This window comes from Mesorhizobium sp. WSM4833 (assembly GCF_055811095.1).
In genome coordinates, this window is record NZ_JBVVQG010000002.1 from 199,536 (window position 1) to 216,426 (window position 16,891).

Here is a 16,891-nt window from a genome sequence, read left to right on the forward strand (position 1 = left end):
ATGATCCCCTCCCAGGATACCGAAATCGGAAGATGGCACGAAAGTTGCGGTCTGCTCATTATAAATTAAGCAATATCTAATATATGAGATGTGTGAAAGTGCCGCCGGCCATGAAACCAGAAAAGCCCGCCATTCTAATCCTGGGGACCCGCGGCATACCCGCGGCCCATGGCGGCTTTGAAACCTTTGCCGAAAAACTGGCGCTGTTTCTTGTCGGGCGCGGCTGGAAGGTCGGCGTCTATTGCCAGGATGAGGTCGAGCGGATCGACCAGCGGGTGCGCAGCGAAACCTGGCGCGGCATCGAGCTCATTCACATCCAGGTCGCCTCCAAGGGACCGCGCGCGACCCTGGAATTCGACTGGCAATGCGCCCGCGATGCTGCCAGGCGACAGGGCGTTTGCCTGGTGCTCGGCTATAATGGCGCGGTCTTCCTGACCTGGCTCAGGCTGAAGCGGCGCAAGATCTTCACCAACATGGACGGCATCGAGTGGCGTCGCCCCAAATGGGGGATGGCGGCGCGAACCTGGTTCTGGCTCAACGAATGGATCGGCGCTTGGGCCTCGCATCGGCTGGTCGCCGATCATCCCGCCATCGCCGATCACCTGGCGACGCGCCGGCCGCGCAGCGCCATCGCCACCATCGCCTATGGCGCCGATCCGGTGGCATCAGCGCCCGAGGCGCCGGTCCGGGCGCTCGGCCTCGAGCCCGGGCGTTATCTCATCTCGATCGCGCGCATCGAACCCGACAACAACATCCTGCCGATTGTCGAATCCTTTTGCTCCACCAAGCGCGACATGAAGCTGGTGGTGCTGGGAACGCTGTCCGACGACATCCCCTACCATGCCGCCATCCGCAAGGCGGCGAACGGTTCGGTGGTGCTGCCGGGCGCCATTTACGACCAGGCAACGGTGAAGGCCCTGCGCTTCCACGCCCGCGCCTATCTGCACGGCCACACGGTGGGCGGGACCAACCCGTCGCTGGTCGAGGCGCTGGCGGCCGGCAACATGGTGATCGCGCATGACAATCCCTACAACAGGTGGACCGCAGGGGCTGCGGCGATCTACTTCACCGACAAGAACAGTTGCGCCGAGCGGATGCAGCAGGCGCTGGACGATGATGCCCTGGTCAAGGCCTGCGGCGTTGCCGCGAGGGCGCGGGCCCGCGAAGCCTTTCGCTGGGACGATGTCCTGCTCGCCTATGAAAACGAGGCCTATCATCTGCTCGGCATGACCGCCGCCAAGACCACTGCGATGGATCACGCATCGCCAGGAACCGTATGATAGGCTGGTCGCGCCGGCGGGTGCTGCGGACCGCGCTGTCCACTGCAGCGGCTCTCGGCTCGCTCCCGGTCGCACCAATCGCTCGCGCCGCCGCCGAGACGCGGTTACGGCGCGGCGTCAACGCCTGGCCCTGGTTCTCGCTGACGCGTGAATTTCCCGCACCCCGCACCGACTACGGCTGGCCGCCCTTCCAGTCGCAACGGCCGGTGCCGACCCCAGACGACCTGCGTCGGTTGCGCGAGACCGGGCTCGATTTCATCCGCTTGCCCATCGATCCCGGCCCTTTCCTGGCCGCCGACGCCAAGACGCGCAGTCAGTTGCTGGACATGCTGGACGCCGCCGTCACCGCCACCCTCGACGCCGATCTTGGCATCATCGTCAACATCCAGGCCAACGCTGCCACCCATTACTGGAACCCCGACCGCATGGTCTCCAGCACCGCCGCACCCGCTTTCGATCTCTATCGCGGGCTGGTCGGCGAGCTTGCCGGCAGGCTGGCGCGGTTCCAGCCCGGCAGGGTGGCGCTCGAGCCGGTCAACGAACCGGCGCAGGCCTGCGCGTCGAACGTCTGGTTGCAAATCCAGCTCGCGCTTCTGACCGCGGCAAGGGCATCGGCAGCGACCCTGCCGTTGGTCGTCACCGGAGGCTGCGGCTCGATGGTGAGCGGACTGACCGCGCTCGATCCGGGCCCGCTGTCGCCCTTCGAGCCGATCCTGTTCACCTTCCACTTCTATGAGCCCTATCTGTTCAGCCATCAGGGCGCGCCCTGGATGCGCGAGCCGGTCTATCGGTCGCTCAACAATGTGCCGTGGCCGGCATCCGCCGGCTCGCTGCAACAGACGCTGGCATCGGTCAGGGCGCGCATGGCGCAGGACACCGAAACCCCTGAAGACGCCAAGCAAGCAGCCTATGCCGAGACCGAGCGTGTGCTGAAAGTCTATTTCGACGCCCAGCCCGACCGCTGGTTTGTCGACAAATATCTTCGCCAGGTCCGCGATTGGGCCGATGGCCATAGCCTTGCGCCGGAACGCATCATCATGGGCGAGTTCGGCGCGCTGCGCACCGACGCCCGCTATGTCGCCGCGCCCAATCCGGATCGCGGGCGCTACATCGCCGATGTGAGGCGGAGCGCCGAGGAACTCGGCTTCGCCTGGGCACTGTGGGATCTCTTCGATGGCATGGGCATGATGGACGACACCACCCGGGCGCTGGACCCCGATATCATCGCGGCGCTTGGCCTGACCATGCCGGCGGACTGACCGGCCTGAACGCTGCCCGCGCCGGCCGATAGAGCACCAATGCCAGCACCACGAACTTGGTCAGCAGCGTCGTCTTCGACGCGACGCTTTCCGAAGTGTTGATCAGGATGACCCAGCCCAGCATCGGCAGCCAGATGCCGGGATGGCAGCGGCGCGCCACCTCGAACAGGAACAGCACGAAGCCGAACGTCAGCAAAAGCGTGAAGAAGGCGCCCTGATAAAGGACCGTGCGGATGATCGGGTTCTCGATGCCCTGTTCGAGACCGTTGATGCGACGCAGGCTGTCGATCAGGTCGACATCCGGCCCCACGATCAGATCGCGCAATTCCAGGTGCTTGAAGAGCTCGAACATCTCGACGCGGGCATTGGCGCTGCCGCTGTCCGACACGAAGCGCTCCAGCAGCGCGTCGAAAAAGCCCAGATATGCCGCCACGATGATGACGACCGGCAGCAGGGCGGCGAGCATGAAGCCGAGTGCCGCACCCAGGAGATTGACGCGGCCCTGGCGCAATTTGGTGATGCCCTGAAAAAGCAGGTAGCAGCCGCCGAGCACCACCGTCGTCACCATCGCCGTGCGGCCGCCGAAGGCGACGAGTGCCGCGCATTGCAAGCCGATCAACCCTATCCGCACAGGCATCGACAGGGATCTGGCACCGGAGAGCAGCGCAAGCACATAGATCGAAGTCACCATGGCATTGGCAAGCGGATGCCCCTGCAGCGCGCTCGAGCGCAGATCGGTGGTAAACGCCACGCCGTCGAGGCGATAGGGGAAGATAAGCGTCTTGGTGGCGAACTCGAAAAGGGCAAGCAAGGCATTCGCTGTCATGACCACGTGGACGACGGTCTGCAGCCCGGCGAAGGTCCGTTCGTCGTCCTCGCTGAGCATCAGCACGAGAAGTGCCGCAGCCACGAACGTATCGATCATGCCGGCCATACCGGGCCGCTGCCTGGCGATGACGACGACCAGAAGCACGATCGATATGGCGGCCATCAGCGCGCTGGCCGGCCGCCTGTCGGCGAGATGGACGATATGGCCGACCGGATTGCCTGATGCGCAGGAGCGCCAGGCAAGCAGCAGGACGATGAGATAGGTGGACGGGTGGATCTTGGTCGCCGGGTTGCCGAACAGGCCATCATAATTGTAGCCGACCAGCCACAGCATGCCCCCCGAGATGCTGAACAGCACCGCTACCGCCGCGATCAGTCCGAAGTGCGTCAGTGCATCGACCGAGGTGCCGGAGATGGGCGTGCCGGCGCGGGGTGCGGCAGCACCAAGGTTCGAAGCGCTTGCGCTCCAACTGGCCGCCATATCAGGCGGCCTCGTCGACCAGCAAGGCGGCTGTCGGCAGGCGCCCCATGACGGAGACCGCCTGCGAAGTCGTCGTGACGTCGCGCATCGGGGTGGCGTTCAGCGTGGCGACGAGCACGATCTCGTCGGCCATGGCGACCAGCGGCGAGGCATTGAGATTGTCGGCCAGCGCGCCACCGTCGATGACGACGAGGTCGAAGCTCCGGCTGGCCCGCGCCAGCATCTGCTGCGCAAAATAGATGCCATGCGCTTCCTGGAAGACCGCCTTTGAGCGGCCCCTGCCCAGCACGGCAACGTTGCTGCCGGCGGCGTAATGGCTGACGGCCTCGAACGCGTACTCGCCGCGCAGAACATCGAGGATCCCCGGCTGCGGATCCTTCTGGCCGCCGCCGCCAGCATTGGCATCGATGAACAGCACACGGCTGCCCCTGGATGCCGCGGCATTGGCCAGCAGCCGCGCCACCCGGCTGCGCTGCGCGCCCTCGCCCGGCGACGATGTCACCAAGATGGAAGGCACCAGCGGCCAGTCCGCCGGACGCTGGCCCGAACTGAACATGCGCCTGAGCGCAAGGCCGACGACGGCATCGGTCTTCTGGCTGGAGGCGGCGGCGCGCGCCCCGCCGAAAGGCCACCAGCGCCGGCCTGTGTCTGACTTTGCCGGCACCACGCCCAGCACCGGCGCGTCGATGGCCGACTGCATCTGGGCGCTGGAAAGCACCGTCGGCGAGGAATATTCGGCGATCAGCGCCAGACCGGTGCCGAGCCCAAGGCCGCCGAATATCGCGCCCAGCAACAGCAGCGGCAGAGGCGGCCAGCTCTTCTTCAAGGCGGGCATGGCGTTGGAGATGATGCGCGCATTGGTGCTGTCGACATTGATCTGCTCGCGCGTCTCCTGGGCGCGCTGGAGATAGTTCGAGTAGACGGAACGCAGCGCCTCGAGGTCGCGCTGCAATTCGCGCAGCCGCACCGAGGCCTGATCGGTGTCGAGCGACTTGCTCTTCATGCCGGCGACCTTGGCTTCCAGCGCCTGCTGGTTGGCCAGCGCCCGTTCGTAGTCGGTCTCGGTGGCGGTGGCGATGCGGCCAAGTTCGCGCGCGATCAGCTGGCGCGTGTCGCGCAGTTGCTGCTGGGCTGCGATCAGCGAGGGATGACGCGGCCCCAACTCCGTGCCGAGCTGCGAGACCTGGTCGACCAACGTCGCCTCTTGCGCCCGCAGGCTCGAGATCACCGCCGAGCGCATTGCTTCCGAAGTTGCGTCCGGCGTGCCGCTCTGCCGGCGCATCTGGTCGACCTGCGCCTTCAGCGCCGCGGTGCGGCTCTGCGCCGCCGCAAGCTGCGTGTTGATCTCGGTCAGTTCCTGGTCGCTGACCAGATTGCCTGCCGCCATCACCATGTTGTTGGCGGACTTGTAGGCTTCGACGGCGTTTTCGGCTTGCTGGACGCGCTTGCGCTGCTCGTCCAGCCGCGCGGTGATCGACTCGGAAGCGTCCTTGGCCATTTTCGCGCGCGCGCTCGCCTGGTCGACCAGGTAGGCCTGCGCGATGGCGTTGGCCAGGAGGGCGGCCTTGTCGGCGCTCTTGGCGGTGACGATGACGTCGAGGACCAGGACCTTGTCGGCCCGCTTCACCGCCAGGCGCCGGCGCAGCGCGTCGAGTGTCTGCACCGACCTGTCGCCTTCGGCTGATGCCGAACCGAGCAGGCGCGACAGCAAGCCCTGCCCATTGAATTCCGGATCCTGCGTCAGGTTTGTCGCCGCGATCGCCCGCATCAGCACGCCTGTCGACTGGACCACGCTGACCTGGCTCTCGACCTGCGTGATGCCGCCATCGGGTGAGATACGGCTGGGATTGACGTCGTTGGTGACCACCTGCAGGTCCTGCGGATCGATCAGGATTTCCGCCGCCGAGCTGTAGAGCGCCGGTGTGAAAAGGCCGTAGAGCAGGGCGACCAGCGTCAGCAGTGCGACGGTGCCGAAGATCCAGAACCGGCGGCGCACCAGGATGCGCTTCAGATCGCCCAGTTCGACAGTGGAGGCTGCATATGATCCCGCGCGTGCCGGATCCGGGGAGTGTTGCTGAGGAACCATGGGCAGGGATGATTGCATGGTTGCCTCCGACAATACTCCATATGCCGGCAAGATCAGTTTGCGGCGCTAACCTAGCTATTCCTCCAACTGTTAAAACATTGTTAATTATGTTGAGAGGTGACGTGAATTTTGGCACGCGGTTTGCTTAAAAATATACATATCGAGGTGTTGGCTACGCAGCGAGCGGAGACGAATGCAGATGGGGTTACAATTTGACCGGACCGGTCTGGCCGGCAAGGCCGGGCACCGCCTTTTCGGACCTCCAACATGCAGATAAGCCTCCGCCTGGACGGCGACTGCATCCGCGCCTTTCACGTCACGCTGCTGGAGCGCCTCGCCGCGCTCGAAGACGTCGAACTGTCCGTCGATGTCAGGCCGGCGGGCGGCGGCATTCCGCGCAGCGCCGCGGCCCTGTTTCAACTCGAAACGGCGATCCACGGACTGTCCCACGATGGACTGGCCAAGCGTGTGCCGCTTTCGGCGCTCGCGCCCTACCGGCAGTCCCCCGCTTCGCCTGCCCTGGTCATCGACCTCTGCGGCGATGTCAGGCTGGAAAACACACGGATCTGGCGCGTCACCTATGACGGCGCCAGCGGCGAAGCGGCCTTGCTGGCCCTGATCCTCGCAGGTCGCACGCCGCTTGCCCGCATCGAGGAGAACGGCGTTGCGATCGCCGCCGGGCGTCTGGGCACCGAATATGGCGGCATCGCGCTGGCGTCCTTCCAGGATATGCTGGCGCGCACAGCAAGCCTGATCATAGCTGCCATGTCAGGCGCGGCAAAGTCCGTGCCTGATCTGCCCGAACCGGCGCAGGTGGGTGGCCCGCCGCCAATGCCCTCGGCGGGCAAGCTTGGGGTCAGGGCCGGCAAGGCGCTGGCGCGGCGGATCATCCAGAAGATCTATCACCTTTGCTACAACGCGCCGCACTGGAAGGTCGGCTGGCGGCAAACCGGGAGCCGCGATCTGTTCGAGCTGCGCGCGCATCCGGCGTCGGGTTGGCAAGAGTTGCCGGACGACGGCAGCCGCTTCTACGCCGATCCGTTCCCCATCCTCTACCAGGGCCAGCTGACCCTGTTCGTCGAGGACTATATCCATCGGCTCGGCAAAGCCATCATCTCCGCCGTTCCCTTCGGCCCGGCAGGCCCGCTCGGAAGGCCTGAACCGGTGTTGGAGCTGCCCTACCATCTCTCCTACCCCTTCGTCTTCGAGCGCGACGGCGAGGTCTGGATGGTGCCGGAAAGCTGCGCCAACGGCACGGTCGATCTCTACCGGGCCACAGCTTTTCCCGGCGGATGGGTCAAGGAGGCGACGCTTCTGTCCGGTGTCGTCGCCAGCGACGCCACGCTTGTCGAGCATGGCGGCGCCTGGTGGCTGTTCGCCACCGTCCGCGACGGCGGCGGCGCCTTCTCCGACGCGCTGCATCTGTGGTCGGCGCCGGATTTTCGCGGCCCCTGGACGCCGCACCCCAAAAATCCCGTGCTGATCGATATCGCCTCGGCGCGGCCGGCCGGCCGCATGGTCAGGCGCGGCAACGACCTGCTGCGCCCGGTCCAGGACTGCCGCAGGAGCTATGGCGCGGCGCTTGGCATCGCACGCATTTCTCACCTCGATTTGATCGGCATGGAGCAGGTCGTTGAAACCATCTTAAATCCAGGTGCGCTATGGAGTGGGCGTAAACTTCACACGCTCAACGAGGCTGGCGGCTTTGAGTTCATCGATGGCTCGGCGATCGCACCGCGCTGGAAGCAGCGGGCCCGCGATTAACCTAAACATTGGTTACTACCAAGCACGCGCGCCGGTTGCTTGCGGTTGATTTAGGTCCGGAAGATATTTTCTACCGGAGATTGTGAAACGCGCCGTTGCCATCAGAAAGAGCAGCAAAATGAGTATCTCAGAGGCTGGCCCGGCCCAAGTCGATGTGGCGATCGTCGGTGCCGGAATGGCCGGCACGACCTTGGCAATTCTGTTGGGACGAGCCGGCCGCAAGGTGGCGCTGATCGATCCGCACCGCGTCCACCACGAGGAATTCCGGGCCGAGAAGATCGGCATGGACCAGATGCTGCTGTTCGAAAAGCTCGGCCTCGATGCGACACTCAAGCGTCTCGTCACCTCCACGACCGACACGCATGTCTTTCGCCTCGGCCAGTTCTTCGCGCATGAGAAGAAGGCTGAATTCACATTCTCCTATGGCGCGCTGATCAATGGCCTGCGCGACGCCTTGCCTGCGCAAGTGCCGCTGACGGTCGGCAAGGTAACCGAAGTCTCGACTGGACCGGACCGGCAGCGGCTTGTGCTGGCCGACGGCACCGTCATCGATGCCCGCCTGCTGGTGGTGGCAACCGGTCACGGCGAGGCGGTGCGGCGCGCCGTCGGCGTCGAGCGTATCGAGCAATCGAAGGCGCATTCCCTGTCGATGGGATTCGACCTCGCCATCTCGCCCAGCGATTTCGGTCATCAGTCCGTCACCTGCTACAGCAGGCGGGCCGCCGACCGTATCGCCTACATCAGCATCTTTCCCCTCGGCGACAAGATGCGGGCGAACATGTTCCTCTATCGCAATGTGGCCGAGCCGTGGACGCGGGCGTTCCGCCAGGAGCCGCAAAAGATGCTCTGCGAATTGATGCCCGAAATAGCCGTGCGATGCGGCAACTTCGAAGTCGCGAGTCCTGTCGAGGTCAGGCAGATCAGTCTGAGCACGACGCAAGGCCATCGCCGCGACGGGGTCATCTTCATCGGCGATGCTTTCTGTACCACGTGTCCGACGCCGGGCGTCGGCATCGGCCGCGTGATGACCGATGTCGATCAGCTCCATTCGGTTCACATTCCACGCTGGCTCGAAACTCCAGGCATGGCGGCTGACAAGATCAACGCCTTCTATGACGACCCGGTCAAGGTGGCTGCCGATGAGGATGGCATGCGGGTCAGTTACTATGCCAAGTCGATTACCGCCGACACCGGGCTGGAATGGCGCGTGCGGCGCCTGCGCAACAACACCGCGCGCCAGCTGATGATCATCGGCCGTAAGGTCCGGCATCTGGGACAGAAGCAGGCGCCCATGGCCAATATGCGATAGGGCGCGACCAGTCGCGCCCTATCGATTGCCGCTATTGATTGCCCTGTCAGGCGAATGCGTCAGACGCCAATCAATCACTGACGGCCGGCGGAGGTGTCGATGGGGCAGTCTGGGCCGTGACACCCGAAAGCCTGTCGCGCTTCTGCAAGGTTGGTTTCTCGTATTTCTTCACTGTAAAGTGCCCTCCGAATTGATACGGCGCCAGCAGAACCAATTCCCAGCCCCGTGTCAATTGTGCCATTACTGGTTCTTGCGTCGTATCCACGCCATCGCGGTCAAACGATTCTTCACTGTTGCATTGCCGGCACATATCGGCTCCGACAGGGCACCTCATCCCCAGCGCCAATCCCGCGCTCCTCGGCCGCGCGATGTTGTAAATCGTTTCATCCAAGGTATTTTGGCCATTGGGGAACAGAGGGAATAGTCATGTCCAACAGCGCCTTGCCGCTGGTCATCAGTGCGCCTGAACCACGCACGCTCGACCTGATCTTCACAGCCCGGCAGCTGGCGCGGCTCAAGGCGCACTATCGCATCGTCGAGACGACCGCTGACGGCGTCGCGAAACTGCCGGCCGACGTGCTGGCCGAGGTGCGTTATATCATCGGCCAGCCGCCCATATCGCCCGAAACGCTCGACCGGATGAAGGCGCTGCGCTGCGTCTTCAATGTCGAGACCAACCTCATCAACAACATGCCCTACGAGACGTTGTTCGCGCGCGGCATCCATGTCGTCACCACCGGCCTGGTGTTCGCCGAGCCGGTCGCGGAGCTTGGCCTTGCGATGGCACTCAATCTCGCCCGCGGCATCGTCGATGCCGACCTCGCCTTCCGCCAGGGACAGGAACTGTGGGGCGGCGACGGCAACCAGACGGCGCGGCTCTTGTCTGGCGCCGATGTCGGCATCATCGGTTTCGGCGATCTCGGCCGGGCGCTCAACCGGCTGCTGTCGGGTTTCCGCACCCGCACCAAAGTCTTCGATCCGTGGCTGCCGCCATCGATCCTCATCGACAACGGCGTCGAGCCGGCCTCCCTCGACGAGGTGCTGTCGACCAGCGACTTCATCTTCGTCGTTGCCTCGGTGACCAGCGAGAACCAGGGGTTTCTCGGTGCCGACGCCTTTGCCGGCATGCGCAAGGGCGCTGCCTTCATCCTGCTCAGCCGCGCCGGCGTGGTGGACTTCCCGGCGCTGATGGCGGCGGTGAAGAGCGGCCACATCGTCGCCGCCAGCGACGTTTTCCCCGAAGAACCGCTGGCGCGGGACCATCCGGTGCGCGCCCTGCCCGGCTTCCTGCGCTCGGCTCACCGCGCCGGCGCGCTCGACATCGCCTTCAAGCGCATGGGCGATATGGTGCTGGAGGACATGGACCTGATCGACCGCGACCTGCCGCCGCTGCGCTCCAAACGCGCCGAGCGCGAGACGGTTTCGCGCATGCGTTCCAAGCCGGCCGACAGGAATTGAGGCGTGGATTTTCGTTCGGGTTGGCCGGCCCTCGACCAGGTCGGCTTGACAGGAGCGCGGCCGGCGATGACGCTACCGCAATCGAACTTTGCGGAGGGAGGCCGTGACCATGAAGAAGATCTATGAAAAGCCGATGCTGCTCAAACGGCAGAAACTCTCCGCCGTGACGGCGCAGCAAGCCACTTCAGGAGTGACCGGTCCGATCGGCCCGACAGGCCCGGCAGGCTGACGCCTCACGGTGTTCGATGAAGGTAGCATTGGAGGCGCCCGCGGGTCGGCGGCGAGACGGCAATCGCTCCAGGCGCAGCATCAGTGTTTATGGCTGCTCTTCGCTCTGCGGGCAACCGCTTCCATAAAAGAGCGGGCGGCAGCGTCACAGGCTGTTCTGGACGGTCCATTCGCGGACAGCACGACCTCCGCGGCCTTCCGCGACATGCCGTATTTCCGGGCGAAGACCGCAGCGTCGTAAGGTTCGTTTTCGGCCGGTGCCGCGGACGTGATCCTGGCCTTGGTCATTGGCGGGTCCGCCTGAAACTCTCAAGCAACTCGCCTTCATTGCGGCAGCCATTCTGGAACAGCGAAAACACCGTGGCTGCCAGAAGCTGCACGTCCGACTCCCCCGACATGCGATCAAATTTGCGCTCCAGGCAGACCCGATCGAAGACGCGCTGGCACAGTTGCAGATCGGAAGGATGGAGACCGGGATTGCGCTTACGAAGGCTCGACATAAGAAGCCCCTTTCGGAGCAGCGCCACTTTCTAATGCATGTCGTCCAAAGGTGACCTCGGCTTTGGGAGAACGACATGCATAAACAAAGACCCTAAAGCGCATCGCATAAATCGGATCAAACGCGATGCGCTTTAGACGCTGTGGGTCAAAAAATGAAATCGGGCTGAGCAAGAGTCAACATCGGCCTTCATCACAGTAACTATCGTACAATTCTCCCCCCGGTCCTCCCCCTTCTTCGAACGGTCCCCAGGCCCAGCGCGACATGGCGCTTTCATTGGCCAGCGGATTTTATCGGCGTGATCCGGCGCTCTCATGAAATATGTCGGTTTTGTACCAAATGGCGTTTGGTACGTTTCCGACACTAACATTCAGGCCGATCTTTTCATATGCGAACAGGCGTTGGGGGGCGCCGTGCTTCGAATTTCATATCGCATTGATATCTTTCTGCGTTCAGAGCCCCTATACATAGGCCATCGTCCTCACGTTTTTACGGGCACGGACGGCTGGGAGATTGGATGGCTCTTGCCCTGCATTGGGCCACGCCATGTCTGATCCCAACAAAAACTCTGATCCCGACAAAAAACCCAATCCCGACGGGAACCATCCGTACCGAAACCAACTGCTGCGGCGCATGCCTGCGGATGATCTGGCGTTGCTCGAGCCGCACATGCAGCGCTGCGACTTGCCATTGCGCATGATGCTGGTGACCCCGAATGTTCCGATCGAGGCCGTCTACTTCATCGAACAGGGCATTGGTTCGGTGGTCGCCAGCACCGCAAGCGGCCAAGAGGCCGAAGTGGGCTTCATCGGCTTCGAAGGCATGACGGGATACTCCCTGGTGATGGGCGACGACCGTGCGCCGCATGCCTGTTATGTCCAACTCGAAGGCGAAGCGATCCGCATCGAAGCCGGCGCTTTCAAGGCAGCTTTGGCGGCAAGTACGACCTTGCGCATGTTCCTGCTGCGCTTCGTCAACGCACTACAAACCCAGGCCGGCTGCACCGCGCTCGTCAACGCGCGGCTGAAGCTCGAGGAGCGGCTGGCGCGATGGCTGCTCATGTGCGACGACCGGGTGCCCGGCGAACATCTCGCCATCACCCACGAATTCCTGGCCATCATGCTTGGTGTCAGGCGGCCAGGCGTCACCGTCGCGCTTCAATTGCTCGAAGGCCGCGCGTTGATTCGCTCGAGACGGGGCGAGATCGTCATTCGCGACCGCGCCGGGCTGCTGGAACTCGCCAATGGCAGTTACGGCGAAGCCGAGGCCGAATATGCAAGGCTGATCGGCGAGATCGGCGCGGCCTGATCAGGAGCGGCTGCTGCCGGCATCCGGCTTGCCCGATGTCGCTTTGCCGGGCGGTGCCGCACCGCCTTCTATGGGCCCATCCCTGCCGATCGGCCCATCCCTGCCGATCGGCCCATCCTTGCCGATCGGCAAGCCGGCATGCTCCAGGCTTGCAAGCTTGCACTTCGTCTGCTCGGCCGCCGCTCCGACAAGGCAATCAATGGTGAACATGGCACCGGCGTGATCGCTTGCCGCGACCGCCTGGCGGATCTTCGTCAATTGCGCCTGCGTGTAGTCCAGAAGCTCGACCAGGTCGGTATGATCCAAACCGCCCTCCATTACAGGATGTCGAGAGGCCGATCCGAGGTCGCTCTTGCCACCGAAATACGCCCATTTACGCGGCTTGCATAGCCGGACTGTCAGAATCGTACAGCCTACGCTCTACGGGATCGTTGCCTATTGGCCAAAGGTCCATCTTCGCGCCAGCGCCACGGCATGCAAGTGTATATAAGCTATCGCTTGAATACTGGTCCGTACGTCTGTCGGGGAGATGTCGTGCCAATTCGCGAGAATCTCGCCGCCAATCTCAGGCGGCTGGTCCAGCGCCACGCTTCCGTCAGCGCGGTGTGCCGTGAGCTTGGCATCAATCGCACCCAGTTCGAGCGCTATCTGCAAGGCAAGGCAGTGCCCAACAAAACCACCGCCAGGCTGATCTGCGATTATTTCAAGATCGACGAAAACGAGCTGTATCGCGAGCCGGCTATTCCCGCAGCCAAGGGCGACGGCAACGCATCGCTGCGCGAGGCACTGTACGAAAACATGGTGCGGCCGCCGTCGCCCGCCATCGCCGGCGGCACTTATTTCACCTATTTTTCGGTTCCCGGCCGCCCCGACCTTCTGATGCGCTCGGTCACCTTCCTGCGACGTGAGGCCGAGCTGGTCACCTTCCGGCGGGTGACGCGGTGGGCCCCGGGCGATGGCCAGGGTGGCGCCAGAATGCCCGGCAACCACTACGGCGTAGCGATCTCGCGCCTGAACTGGATCTATTTCACAGGCATCAACCGCCGCCAGACAAGCGAGCCCTCGATCATGACCGTACAGTGGGCTCCCATCTCCGAACCGGTTCTGGTCGGCAAGGCGATCGTCCTCACAGGATCGGGGCCGGCCTTTGTGCCGGTCATCATGCGGCAGGACGTCACCAGGGTCAGCATGAAGCGGGCGCTGCAGATGGCCCATATCGTCAGCCTCGACGACCCCAGCGTCGATCGACTGGTGGTCAGTCTCGCACGAGAGACCCGATAAACTCGCCCCCTACGGGAAAAATCGGGGAAAGTTTCAAGTTTTTCGGCTATATTTTTCCTCGTTTCGGCTTTTTTGCGCAAAAAATGCCGGAACTTTCACCCAAACCTGTCGTTTTCCAATGGATCGTTGCTTCGACGATCCCAAAGCAACAGGAGAGTACCCATGAACATCAAGATGATCTGCTTGGGCGCCATGGCACTTTCGATGGTCGGCGGCGCGGCGTTTGCCAAAACGTCGGCTCTCGACGATCCAGCCAAGATGCAGCCCTTCTACACCGATAGCAGCATGAAGACGATGGTCAGCAACGACGACTTCGTGAAAGCCTGGAAGGCCCTTACGCCGGACGACCAGACCGCGATGATGAAGGCCTGCGAGGACGAGGCGAAGGACGCCACTGCGGCCAACAGCCATCCCGAATTCTGCAGCAGCGTGAAAGCGAACGGCGGCAGCAAGTAGCAGTCCAGCAACCCGAATGAGAAACAGCCCCGCGCGGGGCTGTTTTGCGTCTGCCGCAGGTGTGCAGACAAGCCAGCCACGCAAGGATCGGGCGCGGCCGGCACCCGGCCCATCTCCCCATTTCTGCCATGTTGCACTGCGATAAATTTGTTGCATTGCGATATCGGCCTGCACCGCCGACATTGCACAGGGGCTGGGCTTGCACGAGGGAGCCGTCGTGGCAGCATCGTTCCGGCCGGACATACAAGGATTGCGCGCGCTCGCCGTCGGCGGCGTCGTCGCCTACCATTTCGGCCTCACCGCGCTCCCCGGCGGCTTTGCCGGCGTCGACATCTTCTTCGTCATCTCGGGCTGGCTGATATCGACCCATCTCATGCAGGAGATCGGCGAGACCGGCCGGCTCGACCTCTGGCGCTTCTATGCCAGGCGCGCGCGGCGGCTCCTGCCGGCAGCTTTGTTCGTCATCCTGGTCACGCTGGCCGCCGGCTACTTCATCCTGGCGCCGCAGGAGCAGGCGCTCTATTCGCGCGGCGCCATGTTTGCCTCCGCCTATGCCATCAATCTGTGGCTGCTGCGCTGGTCGTTCGACTATTTCGCCGCCGACGCCACCAGCAATCCCTTCATCCACTTCTGGTCGCTGTCGGTGGAGGAGCAGTTCTATCTGGCCTGGCCGGCGCTGCTTCTGCTGGCCGCCTGGCTGCGGCCGGGCCGGCGAACGGCCGCAACCATGATCGGCGTGGTCGGCCTCGCCTCCTTCGCCGCCTGCCTGTGGCTGACCAGCGCGGCGCCGGCCTGGGCCTTCTATTTCTCGCCGCTGCGCGCCTGGGAGTTCGCTGCCGGCGGCCTGGCGACGCTGGTCCCCATGGCTTTGCTGCAGCACCGCATCTGGCTGCGGCCAGCCCTTGGCTGGCTCGGCCTGGCGCTGATTGCGACGGCCTATCGCCTGTTGAGCGAGGACCTGCCCTTCCCCGGCTGGTATGCACTGCTGCCGGTTGCCGGCACCGTGCTGGTGCTGCTGAGCGGCGGCTGCGGGGAACAGACCAACGGGCGGACCGACCGGCACGTCCTTGGCCCGGCCACCGCTTTGTCGCTGCCGCCCTTGCAATGGATCGGCACGCTCTCCTATTCGCTCTATCTCTGGCACTGGCCGGTCATCGTCTACGCCGGGATGCTGACGCCCGATCTTACGGTGCCGCAGCGGCTGGGCTGCGGCGTGCTGGCGCTGGCGCTGTCGGTGCTCACCTATCACCTCATCGAGAACCCGGCACGACGCGGCGCCTGGCTGACGGTGGGCGCTCGCGCGCTCGCACCCGCGCTGGCGCTGACCGGTGCCGGCGTGGCGGTCGCCTACGCCAATGCGCATCTGGCCACGCGCAACATCGGTCCCGAGCAGCGCGGCATCGAGCAGGCGGCCGAAAGACCTTCCATCGCGCGGGCCGTCGACAAGAACTGCCTGGCCGACTTCCAAACGGTGACGCCGAAACCCTGCACATTCGGCCCGGCCGATGCCACCCGCACCATCGTGCTGTTTGGCGATTCGCACGCCGACCACTGGTCGACGCCGCTGATCGAAGCAGCCAGGCGCAACGACACCAAGGTGGTCACCTACCTCAAATCATCGTGCCGCGCCTCGCGGCTCTCCACCTTCAACACGGTGCTGAAGCGCGACTACACCGAATGCGACGCCTGGCGCGAGCAGGCCATATCAGAGATCATCCGCCGCAAGCCGCGCCTGGTGGTGATCTCCGAATTTTCCATCGGCAATCTGACCCGCGATCTGCCCGCCGCCGAACGCACCGCCGAAGTAGCGCGCTGGCAGGCCGGCCTGCGCTCGACCTTGCAGGCCTTCAGCCGGGCCGGTGTCGAGACGGCAGTCATCCGCGACACGCCGATCAACGCCAGCTTCGCCGGCTCCTGCGTGGCGCGCACCCTGTGGTGGCGCGAGGCACCCTCGCCGCACTGCGACACGCCAAGGGCCGAAGCCGCCAACGACAGCACCGCCGCCACCGAGCGCGCCGTGGTGACCAGCGTGCCCGACACCCGCTACATCGACCTCACCAACCAATTCTGCGGCCCGACCTCCTGCCACGTCGTCATATCAGGCAAGCTGGCGTTTCGTGACAGGCACCATCTGGCGACGGGCTTTGCCGAGACACTGGCGGGGCCATTGGAGAGGGCCTTGTTTTAGGCGCCTGGGCATCTGCGCCCCGGTCTGCATTGTTCGTCACATCTAACGAATCTGTGGAACGAGGCTGCAACTCGGCAGTTATATTAGCCTAACCTTGAAAAGGAGGCAGCTATGAAAAAGCTCCTGCTTGTTTCGGTTATCGCCATTGCTTCGGCGGCGGCGATGATCGCCCCCTCCGACGCCCGCAGCCGTATCAGTATCGGCATTGGCGGCTATGCAGACGACTATTACGGCGACGATTATTACAATGGTTACGACTATGGCGATCGCTACTATCGCCCTTATTACCAGTACGACGCCTATGACAACGGCTACAGGCCGCGCTATTACCACCGTCACCACCGTTGCCACATCGCACTGGTCAAGCATTGGCGCCATCACCACAGGATCGTCGAGGAAATCCGCGTCTGCCGATGATCTGATCCTGTGAAAAATGATCCGGCCGGCGCCGCCGGCCGGATATTTG

General features: G+C 63.8%; 15 protein-coding genes. 11 read left to right on the plus strand and 4 right to left on the minus strand.

Going from position 1 to position 16,891, the window contains the following annotated elements; genetic code table 11:
• Positions 1–110 precede the first annotated feature (110 nt).
• The gene (locus tag AC0L2D_RS04115; RefSeq protein WP_027160834.1) at positions 111–1,280 is read left to right on the plus strand and encodes a DUF1972 domain-containing protein; all 1,170 of its coding nucleotides are present in this window, start codon (positions 111–113) and stop codon (positions 1,278–1,280) included.
• Entirely contained in the window at positions 1,277–2,539 is a 1,263-nt protein-coding gene (locus AC0L2D_RS04120; protein WP_127371823.1) for a glycoside hydrolase family 5 protein, read from the plus strand. The genes AC0L2D_RS04115 and AC0L2D_RS04120 overlap by 4 nt, the downstream gene beginning before the upstream one ends.
• Here the strand turns inward: AC0L2D_RS04120 and AC0L2D_RS04125 are convergent.
• Together AC0L2D_RS04125 and AC0L2D_RS04130 are read right to left on the minus strand one after the other, a co-directional pair.
• Complete coding sequence (locus tag AC0L2D_RS04125) at positions 2,502–3,848, minus strand: VpsF family polysaccharide biosynthesis protein (protein WP_275952577.1); 1,347 nt, start codon at positions 3,846–3,848, stop codon at positions 2,502–2,504. The genes AC0L2D_RS04120 and AC0L2D_RS04125 overlap by 38 nt on opposite strands.
• 1 nt (position 3,849) lies before the next feature.
• Positions 3,850–5,952: a GumC family protein gene (locus AC0L2D_RS04130; protein WP_127369053.1), complete on the minus strand. Its 2,103-nt coding sequence runs from the start codon at positions 5,950–5,952 to the stop codon at positions 3,850–3,852.
• Between the two features lie 249 nt (positions 5,953–6,201).
• Between AC0L2D_RS04130 and AC0L2D_RS04135 the strand changes: the two genes are divergently transcribed.
• The 4 genes from AC0L2D_RS04135 (at position 6,202) to AC0L2D_RS04150 (ending at position 10,694) form a co-directional block, all read left to right on the plus strand.
• Complete coding sequence (locus tag AC0L2D_RS04135; RefSeq protein WP_473540423.1) at positions 6,202–7,698, plus strand: glucosamine inositolphosphorylceramide transferase family protein; 1,497 nt, start codon at positions 6,202–6,204, stop codon at positions 7,696–7,698.
• A 118-nt stretch (positions 7,699–7,816) separates the two neighbouring features.
• A complete protein-coding gene (locus tag AC0L2D_RS04140; protein WP_337121613.1) occupies positions 7,817–9,007 on the plus strand; it encodes an FAD-dependent oxidoreductase in 1,191 nt (396 codons plus the stop codon).
• 426 nt (positions 9,008–9,433) lie between these two features.
• The gene (locus AC0L2D_RS04145; protein ID WP_024501745.1) at positions 9,434–10,465 is read left to right on the plus strand and encodes a hydroxyacid dehydrogenase; all 1,032 of its coding nucleotides are present in this window, start codon (positions 9,434–9,436) and stop codon (positions 10,463–10,465) included.
• 109 nt (positions 10,466–10,574) lie between these two features.
• Positions 10,575–10,694: a hypothetical protein gene (locus tag AC0L2D_RS04150; RefSeq protein WP_013530600.1), complete on the plus strand. Its 120-nt coding sequence runs from the start codon at positions 10,575–10,577 to the stop codon at positions 10,692–10,694.
• A gap of 283 nt (positions 10,695–10,977) precedes the next feature.
• On the opposite strand, the gene AC0L2D_RS04155 is transcribed toward AC0L2D_RS04150, so the two are convergent.
• Entirely contained in the window at positions 10,978–11,193 is a 216-nt protein-coding gene (locus AC0L2D_RS04155; protein ID WP_024501746.1) for a hypothetical protein, read from the minus strand.
• Between the two features lie 545 nt (positions 11,194–11,738).
• Here AC0L2D_RS04155 and AC0L2D_RS04160 point away from each other — a divergent pair.
• Positions 11,739–12,500 (plus strand): Crp/Fnr family transcriptional regulator, encoded by a 762-nt coding sequence (locus tag AC0L2D_RS04160; RefSeq protein WP_473540424.1) that lies wholly within the window; start codon positions 11,739–11,741, stop codon positions 12,498–12,500.
• Here AC0L2D_RS04160 and AC0L2D_RS04165 read toward each other — a convergent pair whose 3' ends face one another.
• Positions 12,501–12,806: a hypothetical protein gene (locus tag AC0L2D_RS04165; RefSeq protein WP_473540425.1), complete on the minus strand. Its 306-nt coding sequence runs from the start codon at positions 12,804–12,806 to the stop codon at positions 12,501–12,503.
• A gap of 228 nt (positions 12,807–13,034) precedes the next feature.
• Here AC0L2D_RS04165 and AC0L2D_RS04170 point away from each other — a divergent pair, with 228 nt between their 5' ends.
• From AC0L2D_RS04170 to AC0L2D_RS04185, 4 genes are all read left to right on the plus strand, one after another.
• Complete coding sequence (locus AC0L2D_RS04170; RefSeq protein ID WP_473540426.1) at positions 13,035–13,781, plus strand: helix-turn-helix domain-containing protein; 747 nt, start codon at positions 13,035–13,037, stop codon at positions 13,779–13,781.
• Positions 13,782–13,943: 162 nt separating this feature from the next.
• Complete coding sequence (locus tag AC0L2D_RS04175; RefSeq protein ID WP_013530594.1) at positions 13,944–14,237, plus strand: hypothetical protein; 294 nt, start codon at positions 13,944–13,946, stop codon at positions 14,235–14,237.
• Positions 14,238–14,454: 217 nt separating this feature from the next.
• Positions 14,455–16,425, plus strand: a complete 1,971-nt coding sequence (locus AC0L2D_RS04180; RefSeq protein ID WP_473540427.1) for an acyltransferase family protein — start codon at positions 14,455–14,457, stop codon at positions 16,423–16,425.
• Positions 16,426–16,536: 111 nt separating this feature from the next.
• Positions 16,537–16,842 carry a hypothetical protein gene (locus tag AC0L2D_RS04185; RefSeq protein WP_024501751.1) on the plus strand — a complete coding sequence of 102 codons (306 nt, stop codon included), beginning with the start codon at positions 16,537–16,539 and terminating at the stop codon, positions 16,840–16,842.
• Positions 16,843–16,891: the final 49 nt, after the last annotated feature.

Coding starts and splice junctions, on each gene's coding strand:
- AC0L2D_RS04115 (WP_027160834.1), top strand. CDS start 111: ATGAAACCAGAAAAGCCCGCCATTCTAATCCTGGGGACCCGCGGCATA.
- AC0L2D_RS04120 (WP_127371823.1), top strand. CDS start 1,277: ATGATAGGCTGGTCGCGCCGGCGGGTGCTGCGGACCGCGCTGTCCACT.
- AC0L2D_RS04125 (WP_275952577.1), bottom strand. CDS start 3,848: ATGGCGGCCAGTTGGAGCGCAAGCGCTTCGAACCTTGGTGCTGCCGCA.
- AC0L2D_RS04130 (WP_127369053.1), bottom strand. CDS start 5,952: ATGCAATCATCCCTGCCCATGGTTCCTCAGCAACACTCCCCGGATCCG.
- AC0L2D_RS04135 (WP_473540423.1), top strand. CDS start 6,202: ATGCAGATAAGCCTCCGCCTGGACGGCGACTGCATCCGCGCCTTTCAC.
- AC0L2D_RS04140 (WP_337121613.1), top strand. CDS start 7,817: ATGAGTATCTCAGAGGCTGGCCCGGCCCAAGTCGATGTGGCGATCGTC.
- AC0L2D_RS04145 (WP_024501745.1), top strand. CDS start 9,434: ATGTCCAACAGCGCCTTGCCGCTGGTCATCAGTGCGCCTGAACCACGC.
- AC0L2D_RS04150 (WP_013530600.1), top strand. CDS start 10,575: ATGAAGAAGATCTATGAAAAGCCGATGCTGCTCAAACGGCAGAAACTC.
- AC0L2D_RS04155 (WP_024501746.1), bottom strand. CDS start 11,193: ATGTCGAGCCTTCGTAAGCGCAATCCCGGTCTCCATCCTTCCGATCTG.
- AC0L2D_RS04160 (WP_473540424.1), top strand. CDS start 11,739: ATGTCTGATCCCAACAAAAACTCTGATCCCGACAAAAAACCCAATCCC.
- AC0L2D_RS04175 (WP_013530594.1), top strand. CDS start 13,944: ATGAACATCAAGATGATCTGCTTGGGCGCCATGGCACTTTCGATGGTC.
- AC0L2D_RS04185 (WP_024501751.1), top strand. CDS start 16,537: ATGAAAAAGCTCCTGCTTGTTTCGGTTATCGCCATTGCTTCGGCGGCG.